This window comes from uncultured Fretibacterium sp., from assembly GCF_938040765.1.
Taxonomy (GTDB): domain Bacteria; phylum Synergistota; class Synergistia; order Synergistales; family Aminobacteriaceae; genus CAJPSE01.
In genome coordinates, this window is sequence record NZ_CALIAA010000162.1 from 1 (window position 1) to 10,493 (window position 10,493).

Sequence of the window (10,493 nt, forward strand, 5' to 3'; positions counted from 1 at the left end):
CATCTATTGCATGCCGGACTCGGGGGTGCCCAAGAAGGAGCATTCGGAGGTCCTGTCAGTCGAGGAGTGTATCGACGTGGCGGCCCAGTCGGCCCGGTGCGGGGTGCGCAAGGTGCGCGTGACGGGCGGAGAGCCCCTGGTGCGGCACGGCATTCTGGACATCTGCCGCGGCATCGCGGAGATCGGCGGCATCGCGGAGCTCTGCCTGACGGCTCCCTGCTGGGCGGCCTTGCGCGTTCTCTCCGAGAGGCCGGGGTGGACCGTCTCAACGTCAGCCTCGACACGCTGAGGCCGGAGCGTTTTGCATCCCTCACCCGGCGCGGCTCTCTGACCGACGTGCTGGAGGGCGTCGACGCGGCGCTCCGCGCGGGATTCGGCCGTCTCAAGTTCAACGTGGTGCTGATGGGGGGCGTCAACGACGACGAGATCCCCGATTTCGTGGCCCTCACCCGGGAGCGCCCCGTCGAGGTGCGCTTCATCGAGCTGATGCCCATCGGGGAGTGCGCGGACTGGGACCGCTCCCGTTTCATCGGCGGAAGCCGGGTGCTCGAGGCCTGTCCGGACCTGAGACCCACGGATACGGACGGCGTGGCGGCCCGCTATCGTATTCCGGGCTACGCGGGGACGGTGGGGCTGATCCGGCCGCTCAGCCACAAGTTCTGTTCGGAGTGCAACCGGATACGGGTCACGGCGGACGGAAAGCTGAAGCCGTGCCTCCACTCCGAGGCGGAGATCCCGCTGAAGGGACTGAGGGGCGAGGCCCTGTTCCGGGCCATTCGGGGCGGGATTCTGCAAAAGCCCCTTCAGCACGAGATGGAGCGACTGGGCAGCCGGAGTGTGCGCCCGATGAACCGGATCGGGGGCTGACGTGGCTGATACCTATATGAAGGGCTGATAGAGGCATGGAAGAGGGAAAGCGGGAGGGGCGGGGCGATCGAGACATGGAAAAGCCTATACAGGACGCTTCGACGCACTCCGATTTAACGCACTTCAACGACGAGGGACGGGCGCGGATGGTGGACGTCTCAGATAAGTCGGAGACCGAGCGCGTCGCGTGCGCCGCCGGGACCGTCCACCTGAACGAGGACACGCTGCGGCGGATCGAGGAGGGGCGGATCGGGAAGGGGGACGTCCTGGCCGTGGCCCAGGTGGCGGGGATCATGGCCGCGAAGAGGACCTCAGACCTGATCCCGATGTGCCATCCCCTCATGCTGACGGGGGTGGACATCCGGTTCCGGGCTTTTCGGAACGGCGACCGATGCGGCGTCGATATCGCCTGCACGGTGCGATGCCGTGAGCGCACCGGGGTCGAGATGGAGGCCCTGACGGGCGTGTCCGTAGCGGCCCTGACGATCTACGACATGTGCAAGGCCGTACAGAGGGACATCCGCATCGGCGAAATCCGCCTGTTGAGCAAGTCCGGGGGACGCAGCGGGGACTATCGGGCCAGCGGGGATCCTTGGATCGAGGAGGGAACGGCATGCCCAGCGTGACGAGCGTAAACATCAGCACGGCGAAGGGAACGAGGAAGAGCGAGGTTCCCCTGATACGCCTGGTCCGGGATCACGGCATTGAGGGCGACGCCCACGCGGGGAACTGGCACCGTCAGATCAGCATGCTGGCGGAGGAGAGCGTCGACACGATGCGCGCCGCGTGCTCCCTGCCCCTGACGGCCGGGGCCTTCGCGGAGAACATTAACACCGAGGGGATCGATCTGAAGGCGCTTCCCGTCGGGACGCACCTCCGAATCGGCGAGGCCGAGGTGGAGGTCACCCAGATCGGCAAGCGATGCCACAACGACGGCTGTGCCATCCAGAGGGCGGCGGGGCACTGCGTCATGCCCACGGAGGGAATTTTCGTCATCGTGATCCGCGAGGGGATCGTCCGTAAGGGAGACCCCATTGAAATTCTGAGCGGCACTGCGGAGGCAGGGAACAAAGATGGAGCGGATTAAGGTTCGGGACGCGGTGGGGCAGGTGCTCTGCCACGACGTAACGCGAATCGTCAAGGGAGACGAGGCGGCGGGGACGGCCGGGTTCAAGGGAGCCCAGTTCCGCAAGGGACATGTGATACGGGAGGAGGACATCCCCGTTTTGCTCTCCATGGGCAAGGAGCACGTCTACGTCTGGGAGCTCGGGGAGGGGATGCTGCACGAGGACGACGCGGCGCAGCGCCTCTGCGCCCTCTGCAGGAACGACCATATGCGTCCCACGGAGGTTCGTGAGGGCAAGATCGAGCTCGTGGCGGAGACCGACGGGCTGTTCCGCGTGGACTCAGCCCGCCTCCGCGCGGTCAACGGCGTGGGCGAGATGATGATTGCGACGAGGCGGGGGGACACCCACGTCTCGGCGGGAACCCGGCTGGCCGGGATGCGCGCGATCCCCCTGGTGATCGAGGAGCGCAAGCTGGAGGAGGCAAGCCGGGCCGCCGGGCCCAAGCCGCTGCTGGAGCTCCTGCCCTACCGGCTGAAGCGCGCGGGGATCGTCACCACGGGGAGCGAGGTCTATCACGGCAGGATCAGGGACACCTTCACGCCCGTGATCGAGGAAAAACTGAAACGCCACGGCATGGCGAGGTCGTTTCACCGGGTGGTGGACGACGGGCTGGAGAACATCGCCGCGGCGATCCGGGCCGCCCGGGACGAGGGGGTCGACCTCGTCCTCTGCACGGGGGGCATGAGCGTGGACCCGGACGACAACACGCCCGGAGCCGTCAAGGCCTCCGGGGCCGAGATCGTGTCCTACGGCGCGCCGGTGCTCCCGGGGGCGATGCTGCTGATGGGATACTTCCGCGACGGCGTGCCGGTCATGGGGCTGCCGGGCTGCGTGATGTACGCAAAGACGACGGCGTTCGACCTCGTGCTGCCTTTGGTGGCCGCAGGGGTTCGGGTGACGCGCGAACACATCGTCTCCCTGGGCGAGGGCGGACTGATGTAGCGCAATGGGGTGGAGGGGACGCATCCCCTCGCGGGGTACGGGGCGGAGCCCCGTAGGGTTGTTTTAGGGAGGTTTTTCAATGAAGGAATTTGCTGTATGCGCGTTTTTGCTGTTGTCCGTATTTTTTGTTGTCGGCCGTGCCGCGGCCGCGGAGCCGGCGGAGCTGGTGGTCTTCGGGGCGGCCTCCATGACGGAGACCCTCACGCAGATCGCCGAGCTCTACAAGAAGGCCGAGCCGGACGTGAAGCTGACGTTCAACTTCGACTCGTCCGGGACGCTCAAGACCCAGATCGAGGAAGGGGCCGTCTGCGACCTCTTCATCTCCGCATCGCAGAAGCAGATGAACCAGCTGGACATCGCGTCCGACAAGAACGATAAGAAGCTGGATTTCGTCCTTGAGGGCACGCGCGTCAATCTGCTGGAGAACCGCGTGGTGCTGGTCGTCCCCAAGGGCAACCCCGCCGGCGTGAAGGACTTCAAGGACGTGGGGACGGATGCGGTGCGTCTGGTGGCGCTGGGGAACGACGACGTCCCCGTCGGGCAGTATTCGCGCGAGATCTTCACCAACATGGGGCTCTGGGACGGGATGCAGAAGAAGATCACCTTCGGGAGCAACGTCAAGGAGGTCACCACGCAGGTGCAGGAGGGCGCGGCGGACTGCGGCGTCATCTATGCGACGGACGCCGCCTCCGCGGGGTTGACCGTCGTCGCCCCGGCGCCCGAGGGGACCCTCAAGACGCCGGTCGTCTACCCCGCCGCGGTGATGAAGTCCGGCAAGCATCCCGAGGCCGCGAAGAAGTTCCTGGAGTTCCTGCGGACGCCGGAGTGCGCGAAGGTCTTCGAGGCGGTCGGATTTACCGTCGTCCGCTGATCACGGTTCCAAATCACCTGTATGCTTCGTTGTCTTTGCTCGCCTTGCCCACAAGACGACTTGGAGTCGTAATTTGAATGGCGAGTCGTTGCACCCTTATTTGAAACGGGCGGGTAGAGACGCTATCCCGCCCGTTGTCGCCGCTCTCCGGGAGGATTGTCTTGGACTGGTTTCCGCTGTACAACTCTCTGCGCATCGCCGCGATCTCGACGGCGCTCTCCTTTTTTCTGGGCATCGCGGCGGCGTATTACATCGCCCGCCTGCCCCGGCTCGTCAAGGGAGCCCTGGACGTCGTCCTGACCCTTCCGATGGTGCTGCCGCCCACGGTCGTCGGCTATCTGCTGCTGTGCCTTCTGGGTCCGCGCCGGGTCCTGGGCGCGTGGGCGCTGGAGCACTTTGCGCTCCGACTGGTCATGAACTGGTGGTCGGCCGTGTTCGCCACCACGGTCGTGGCCTTTCCGCTGATGTACCGCACCGCACGCGGCGCCTTCGAGTCCTTCGACGAGACCCTGGCTCAGGCGGGCCGGACGCTCGGGCTCTCCGATACCGTCATCTTCTGGCGCATCCGGATGCCCTGCTGCAGGCAGGGGCTCCTTGCCGGGATGGTGCTCTCCTTTGCGCGGGCACTGGGCGAGTACGGGGCCACCAGCATGATCGCGGGCTACACGCCGGGGAGGACGGCAACGATCTCCACGACCGTGTACCAGTTCTGGCGGACGAACGACGACGCCATGGCCCTCCGGTGGGTCTGGGTGAACATCGGGATCTCCTTCGCGGTGCTCATGGCCGTGAACCTTCTGGAGCGGCGCAGGGAGGTACGGTCATGGGCGAGATAGCGGCCCGGCCGGAGGGGGGAGCGCGATGAGCCTGTCCGTGTCCGTCAAGAAGGACTATGGAAATTTCCGCCTGAACGCCCGTTTCGAGGCCGGAAACGAGGCATTGGCCCTTCTGGGAGCCTCCGGCTGCGGCAAAAGCCTGACCCTGCGGTGCGTCGCGGGGATAGAGCGCCCGGACGAGGGGCGCATCGTCCTGGACGGCCGCGTGCTGTTCGACAGCCGTTCCGGCGTCGACCTGCCCCCCCGGCAGCGCAGGGTGGGCTATCTGTTCCAGCAATACGCGCTCTTCCCCAACATGACCGCCCTGCAGAACATCGCCGTCGGCGTCCGCGTTTCTCGCGAAGGGGCGGGAGGGACGCGGAAAAAACGCCGCGACGCCGCGATGGAGTACATCGAGCGGCTTCACCTGAAGGGGCTCGAGCGCAAGTACCCCTCCCAGCTTTCCGGGGGACAGCAGCAGCGCGTGGCCCTGGCGCGCATCCTGGCCTCGGAACCCGAGGCGATCCTTCTGGACGAGCCCTTCTCGGCGCTCGACAGCTATCTGAAATGGCAGCTGGAGCTGGAGCTCGCCGACACGCTTTCGCTCTTTCCGGGGACGCTCCTGTGGGTCTCGCACGACCGCTCCGAGGTGGTCCGAAACTGCAGCCGGGTGTGCGTGATGGAGACCGGCGAGGTCGACCCCCCCGTCTCCGTCTCCGACTTTCTCGGCGCTCCCCGGACACTGCGGGCGGCGCGGCTGTGCGGCTGCAGGAACCTCGCCTCGGCGGAGCGAGGCGACCGGCCGCGCGAAGTTTTCGTCCCCGACTGGGGGGTCCGTCTTGCCTGCGCCGAACCGGTCGGCGAGGAGGCGGCCTTCGCCGGGATTCACGCGCACCGCCTCCGTCCGACAGCGGAGGGGGACGGGAATCGGATCCCCTGCCTCGTCGCACGGGTCCTCGAGGACCTGGACCGCACGACGCTGCTGCTCCAGCCCGAGGAGGGCGGGCCGGACGCGGCCCCGCTGCGGATGGAGGCGGGGGCCGGGATCCCCCTGCCGAGGGCCGGCGAGAGGATTACGGTCTCGGTCGCCCCCGAGGATGTCCTTCTGCTTCGGCGGTAGTTTTTGACTTTGTCGGGGGGCGGCTGCCCTCGAGAAATGGCTGTCCTTGAGAGACGGCTGCAGGGACGGGAGGAGGAACGGCATGTTTACGGCTGCGGTGGTGACGGTGAGCGACAGGGGGTCGCGCGGCGAGCGCGCCGACGGAAGCGGCCCGAGGATCGAGGCGCTCCTGAAGGAGCGGGGTTACGATGTCGTGCACAGGGAGATCGTCCCCGACGAGGCCGGGGAGATCGAGCGGGCGCTCGTCCGGCTCGCGGACGAGCGGGATGTCGCGCTCGTCCTCACGACCGGAGGGACGGGGTTCTCCCCGCGCGACGTGACGCCCGAGGCGACCGAGCGGGCCTGTACGCGGATGGTCCCGGGGATCCCGGAGGCCATGCGCGCGGCGAGCCTGGAGGTGACGCCGCGGGGGATGCTCTCGCGCGGCGCCGCGGGGATTCGCGGGGGGACCTTGATCGTGAACCTGCCCGGCAGTCCCAAGGCGGCGATCGAAAACCTGGAGACCGTCCTCCCCGCCCTCGAGCACGGACTGGAGATGCTCCGCGGCGGACCGGCCGACTGCGGAGCTCCCGTCGGGACCGGGAGACGCGCCTGAGGCTCTTTGATTTTCAAGGAGGGGCATCGTGAGAATACGCCTGATTCGAAAGGAAGACCAGCCGACGGGAACCTGGGCCGGTGGGACGACGACGCAGCTGGCCATCGGACCGGAGGGCGCGGACTACGCCTCGCGCCGCTTCGAGTGGCGCATCAGCAGCGCCCGGGTGGATCTCGACGCGTCCGACTTCACCCCCCTGCCCGGATTTCGCCGCATCCTGATGATCCTGGAGGGGAACGTGCATCTGACGCACGAGGGGGTCCGGGAGATCCATCTGGCTCCCTTCGAACAGGATGTGTTCGAGGGGGCATGGCGGACGAGGAGCCGCGGACGATGCGTCGACTTCAATCTGATGACCGCGGAGGGCTGGACGGGGAGCGTGGCGGCCCTGTGCGCCCCGGACGGGGAGACGCGGATAGACACGCCCCTCTTGGGAGCCGCCGAGGCGTTCTACTGTCTGCAGGACGGCACGGCGGCAGCGATCGGTGGAGGCTCCTGGAGCGATACGTTGAAGCGTGGCGACTTTCTGCTGATCGAATCGCCCGATCCCGGCGCCGTGCTGTCCGTGGGGGGCCGGAGCGAAAAGCCGGTGGGGGTTCACGCCCGGGTTGAGGTGCTTGCAGGCTGAAAAGTGCGCGAGCACGAACCGTGAAGCTCCCCAAATTTTCTATCCGGCGGGTTTCCTCCGCCGCCAGAGCAGGCGGCCGCCCTCCACGTAGGGCTCGGCCCGGCCCGCCTCCGCCAGCGCCGTCAAGTGAGCCCCGACGCTGCACAGATTCAGAAGCAGGTGAGCGGCATCCATCTCCAGGCCCAGTGCGGCATCCCCGCCGATACGGGCCAGAACGTCCTCCCGACTCCCGGGGACGGAGATCGCCGTCCAGACCGCCTCGGTGAGCCATGTCAGAGCCTCGCGGTTCTGCCTTACCAACTCACGGACGTCCTGCGACGCCGGGGCGTGGCACGGCACGTACCACGTGGCCCGCTCGTTCTCGATCCAGTTCAGGGTCTCATGGCCGCGTCGTACGTCCAGCATCACCATGAATCGATATCGGCGCAGGACCGCAGGGTCGAAAAGCGAGTCTGCCAGGAACAACACGTCGTCCGGCGTCCGCACGCCGATCATGTCCAGGAAATGCCCCGGCAGCGGAACGGCCTCCAGCCGCGTGTCGCGGATGGGCCCCTCGTTCTCGATGAAGCCCGCACGGGACGGCCTGGCCTCGACGAACTTGCCCCGAATCTGCGGGAATGGAAACGCCCCCCACAGGAACAGGGGCTCCAGCATCGTGCACTCCGTCAGCGCCGCCTCGATGCGGGTTGCCCAGACCTCGCAGTCCGTGCGCTTCTGGATGAACGCGTTGGCCCCCACATGGTCGGCGTTCGAATGGGTGTTGACGATCGCGCGCAGAGGCACGCCGCGCTCCGCTTTGAGCAGGTTCAGGAGCCTGCGCCCCTGGTCGTCGTCCAACCCGGAGTCGATAAGGTATCCCTGCCCCTCCTCCTCGTAATAGCCGACGTTAACCCGGCCGGGAACGTACCAGGTGCTCGCCCCCAGCTGTCTCAGTTCCAGTTTCATCCTCGCACCTCTTTCGCCGAAACCGCTTTGTCCGCCCCCGCCCATTCATCGCCCCAATACGGTTGTCGAGGCAAAAACCGTAACGCTCCGCCCCCACGCCGGCAGCTCCCTGCGCGCGGTCTTCAGGGGATCCGACGATCCAGCGGCTGAAATTCTCACAACGGCACCTCCTCGTCGATTGCGGGGGCTCGTCCCCGTTCCATTCTATCGCAAGTCGGGCCCGGTCAGGCGCGGAGAACGACCGCACACTATTCCTCCGATCCGGAAAGCGTCGCAACGGATCCGATGCCTGCCCCCACGGTCGGAGTGAAACGACATCGATTGAGGGCGTCCTGTTTGACAAGGCCCGGACTCGCTGGTATCATACCCCTCAATTCCTATCGGAATAGTCGTGCGATTTATTCCGACAAGCTCAATCCGGCAAGTCCAAAAGGAGCGGTTCCGCCGTGAAGCATGTGTCCTCTTTCGTCCTTTCGGAGATCGTTATAGACGTGATGTTTATCCTCCGTTCCGGGGAAGGGCAGCGCGGAGCGTATCCTTGTTGATTTCAACCGAAACGCCGTCAGGCGGCAGGCAGAATTCGAAGGGGAGGCGGATCCGCAGCGGGATACCCCTCCCCTGTTTTTTTCACTTTTCATAATGGAGAGGAGCCAGAGATATGGGAAAGCATCAGATGAAGTTCGACAGGGAAGTCGTGGAGGTGGAGATCCCCGATTCCGATCTCTTGGGGGTCCTGCGCAGCCGTGAGGTCCCCTGCGCGCCTACGGAGGAGGAGGCTGTCCGGGAGGCCCTGGCGAACCCGATCGGCGTCCCGAGGCTCAAGGATATCGTCAGGCCCGGGGAGAAGGTCTGCATCGTCACCTGCGATACCACCCGCCTGTGGCAGCACCCCAGCCTGTACCTGCCCATCCTGGTGGAGGAGCTCAACGCCATCGGGGTGCCGGACGAGGACATTTTTTTCATCTCGGGTACCGGAACGCACCGCAGTCAGACGCCCGAGGAACACAAGGCCATCGTCGGCGAGGACCTTTACCGGCGCTGCAAGGTCTACGACCACAACAGCCGCACGGACGCGATGACGGACTTCGGCGTCACGAGCCGCGGAACGCCCGTTCGCTTCAACAAGCGCGCCGCCGACAGCGACCACGTGATCGTCACGGGGGGCGTCGTCTATCACTTCATGGCCGGCTGGGGCGGCGGAAAGAAGGGGATCCTGCCCGGCATCGCCTCCTACGAGACCGTCATGGCCAACCATGCCCTGGCGCTCAACCCCCTCCCCGGTAAGGGGCGGAATCCCGTCTGCCGCACGGGGAGCATCGACGGCAACCTCATCCATCTGGACATGGTGGAGGCCGTCGGGAAACTGAACCCCAGCTTCCTTCTGAACGTCGTCATGAACGCCTCGGGAAAGATCGGCTGGGCCGTCGCGGGCGACTGGAGGCAGGCCTATCAAAAGGGGATGGACATCGTGGACAGCGTCGACGCCGTCGAGATTTCGGAGAAGGCCGACCTCGTCGTCGCCTCCGCCTGCGGCTACCCCAAGGACATCAACTTCTACCAGACGTCCAAGACGTTCTTCAACGCCCAGGAGGCCTTGAAGCCGGGCGGAGCGATGCTGGTCCTCAGCGCCTGCACGGAGGGCTACGGAAACGAGGAGGTGCAGAAGATGCTCCTGGACTTCCCGGACAACGACGCCCGGGAGTCGGAGCTGCGCCGCGAATTCACCATCGCCAAACACGTCGGGTTCTGCACCGGCGAGACGGCGGAGAGGTTCGACTTCCACCTCGTGACCAAAATGGACCCCGCCCTGCTGGAGGGCACGGGCGTCATCGCCTCCCGTACAGTGGAGGAGGCCCTGGAGAAGATCCACGCCAAACACGGCAGTTCCCTGAAGACCTGGCTGATGCCCCAGGGGGCCAACACCCTGCCGAAGATGGCGGGACACTGACACGAAACCGAAGCCTTCGGAACGCGGAGGATGCAAAAGGACCGGCCGGTTTTGCCTCGGCCGGTCCTTTTGCATGTTCCTCCGTGAACTTGGAGACGGAGAGTCCGACTGTTAAAATACCTTTTGAGGCGGAAGGAAGCAAGGCGGACGGGGACGAATTACGATGCTTGTCGTTTATTCAATGCGGGAGGCCGACTGGGATGGACAACGGTCAAGGGCAAATTCGTGGGGAGGAAAAAAGCGGGAGATTCCTACCTCTGCATCCTATAATTCTTTCGTTGTTGGCTGTAATGTTCGGGACATGCGGCATGCCGGCCGTTTCGGTCACCTCCGGGGAGAGCTCCCCTTCCGCAAGGATATTCCCGAGCGCCAGTGAAAGGGAAGCGGCGGCGACACCGCCACCTGCGTTGGAGTTGGACTTTCAAAGGGCCTCCTTCTACATCGATGATCCCGACCCCCAAGAGGAGAGCATGTGGCGCGCACAGTGGCCCGACAGGGCTTTCGGGAGATACAAACGATTACGGTACAGATACAACTACGATTACGGTTTTTCCCCAATAGAAATGTTCCCCGAGATCCATTCCGAATGCCCTATTCTCTATGGTGCAACCTTTCCGAAGCCTCCAGTTTTTGTT

The 10,493-nt window shown here is 65.4% G+C and carries 12 protein-coding genes and 1 pseudogene; 12 read left to right on the plus strand and 1 reads right to left on the minus strand.

What is annotated here, in order from left to right; all coding sequences use genetic code 11:
* Positions 1 to 10 precede the first annotated feature (10 nt).
* The 10 genes and pseudogenes from Q0176_RS05765 to Q0176_RS05810 form a co-directional block, all read left to right on the plus strand.
* Positions 11 to 384 (plus strand): annotated as a pseudogene (locus Q0176_RS05765) (radical SAM protein); the annotation flags it as partial.
* Between the two features lie 18 nt (positions 385 to 402).
* The gene (locus tag Q0176_RS05770; protein WP_366797237.1) at positions 403 to 867 is read left to right on the plus strand and encodes a hypothetical protein; all 465 of its coding nucleotides are present in this window, start codon (positions 403 to 405) and stop codon (positions 865 to 867) included.
* Between the two features lie 74 nt (positions 868 to 941).
* The gene (moaC, locus tag Q0176_RS05775) at positions 942 to 1,493 is read left to right on the plus strand and encodes a cyclic pyranopterin monophosphate synthase MoaC (RefSeq protein WP_299300147.1); all 552 of its coding nucleotides are present in this window, start codon (positions 942 to 944) and stop codon (positions 1,491 to 1,493) included.
* Positions 1,481 to 1,954 carry an MOSC domain-containing protein gene (locus Q0176_RS05780; RefSeq protein WP_299300149.1) on the plus strand — a complete coding sequence of 158 codons (474 nt, stop codon included), beginning with the start codon at positions 1,481 to 1,483 and terminating at the stop codon, positions 1,952 to 1,954. Before moaC ends, Q0176_RS05780 begins: the two co-directional genes overlap by 13 nt.
* Positions 1,941 to 2,936 carry a molybdopterin-binding protein gene (locus Q0176_RS05785; protein WP_299300151.1) on the plus strand — a complete coding sequence of 332 codons (996 nt, stop codon included), beginning with the start codon at positions 1,941 to 1,943 and terminating at the stop codon, positions 2,934 to 2,936. The genes Q0176_RS05780 and Q0176_RS05785 overlap by 14 nt, the downstream gene beginning before the upstream one ends.
* 79 nt (positions 2,937 to 3,015) lie before the next feature.
* Positions 3,016 to 3,807, plus strand: a complete 792-nt coding sequence (gene modA / locus Q0176_RS05790; RefSeq protein ID WP_299300153.1) for a molybdate ABC transporter substrate-binding protein — start codon at positions 3,016 to 3,018, stop codon at positions 3,805 to 3,807.
* Between the two features lie 161 nt (positions 3,808 to 3,968).
* Positions 3,969 to 4,643: a molybdate ABC transporter permease subunit gene (gene modB, locus Q0176_RS05795; RefSeq protein ID WP_299300155.1), complete on the plus strand. Its 675-nt coding sequence runs from the start codon at positions 3,969 to 3,971 to the stop codon at positions 4,641 to 4,643.
* A gap of 25 nt (positions 4,644 to 4,668) precedes the next feature.
* The gene (locus Q0176_RS05800; RefSeq protein ID WP_299300157.1) at positions 4,669 to 5,742 is read left to right on the plus strand and encodes an ATP-binding cassette domain-containing protein; all 1,074 of its coding nucleotides are present in this window, start codon (positions 4,669 to 4,671) and stop codon (positions 5,740 to 5,742) included.
* Positions 5,743 to 5,824: 82 nt separating this feature from the next.
* A complete protein-coding gene (locus Q0176_RS05805; RefSeq protein WP_299300159.1) occupies positions 5,825 to 6,337 on the plus strand; it encodes a MogA/MoaB family molybdenum cofactor biosynthesis protein in 513 nt (170 codons plus the stop codon).
* Between the two features lie 28 nt (positions 6,338 to 6,365).
* Entirely contained in the window at positions 6,366 to 6,965 is a 600-nt protein-coding gene (locus tag Q0176_RS05810; protein WP_299300161.1) for a HutD family protein, read from the plus strand.
* Positions 6,966 to 7,004: 39 nt separating this feature from the next.
* Here Q0176_RS05810 and Q0176_RS05815 read toward each other — a convergent pair whose 3' ends face one another.
* Positions 7,005 to 7,910 (minus strand): MBL fold metallo-hydrolase, encoded by a 906-nt coding sequence (locus tag Q0176_RS05815; protein WP_299300163.1) that lies wholly within the window; start codon positions 7,908 to 7,910, stop codon positions 7,005 to 7,007.
* Between the two features lie 658 nt (positions 7,911 to 8,568).
* Here Q0176_RS05815 and larA point away from each other — a divergent pair.
* Together larA and Q0176_RS05825 are read left to right on the plus strand one after the other, a co-directional pair.
* On the plus strand, positions 8,569 to 9,858 hold the full coding sequence (gene larA, locus Q0176_RS05820) for a nickel-dependent lactate racemase (RefSeq protein ID WP_299300165.1): 1,290 nt from the start codon (positions 8,569 to 8,571) through the stop codon (positions 9,856 to 9,858).
* Positions 9,859 to 10,058: 200 nt separating this feature from the next.
* A partial coding sequence (locus Q0176_RS05825) for a hypothetical protein (protein WP_299300167.1) occupies positions 10,059 to 10,493 on the plus strand: 435 nt, incomplete at its 3' end.

Excerpts from the sequence above, each read along its gene's own strand:
- Q0176_RS05770 (WP_366797237.1), top strand. The coding sequence starts at position 403 with ATGGGGGGCGTCAACGACGACGAGATCCCCGATTTCGTGGCCCTCACC.
- moaC (WP_299300147.1), top strand. The coding sequence starts at position 942 with ATGGAAAAGCCTATACAGGACGCTTCGACGCACTCCGATTTAACGCAC.
- Q0176_RS05780 (WP_299300149.1), top strand. The coding sequence starts at position 1,481 with ATGCCCAGCGTGACGAGCGTAAACATCAGCACGGCGAAGGGAACGAGG.
- Q0176_RS05785 (WP_299300151.1), top strand. The coding sequence starts at position 1,941 with ATGGAGCGGATTAAGGTTCGGGACGCGGTGGGGCAGGTGCTCTGCCAC.
- modA (WP_299300153.1), top strand. The coding sequence starts at position 3,016 with ATGAAGGAATTTGCTGTATGCGCGTTTTTGCTGTTGTCCGTATTTTTT.
- Q0176_RS05800 (WP_299300157.1), top strand. The coding sequence starts at position 4,669 with ATGAGCCTGTCCGTGTCCGTCAAGAAGGACTATGGAAATTTCCGCCTG.
- Q0176_RS05805 (WP_299300159.1), top strand. The coding sequence starts at position 5,825 with ATGTTTACGGCTGCGGTGGTGACGGTGAGCGACAGGGGGTCGCGCGGC.
- Q0176_RS05815 (WP_299300163.1), bottom strand. The coding sequence starts at position 7,910 with ATGAAACTGGAACTGAGACAGCTGGGGGCGAGCACCTGGTACGTTCCC.
- larA (WP_299300165.1), top strand. The coding sequence starts at position 8,569 with ATGGGAAAGCATCAGATGAAGTTCGACAGGGAAGTCGTGGAGGTGGAG.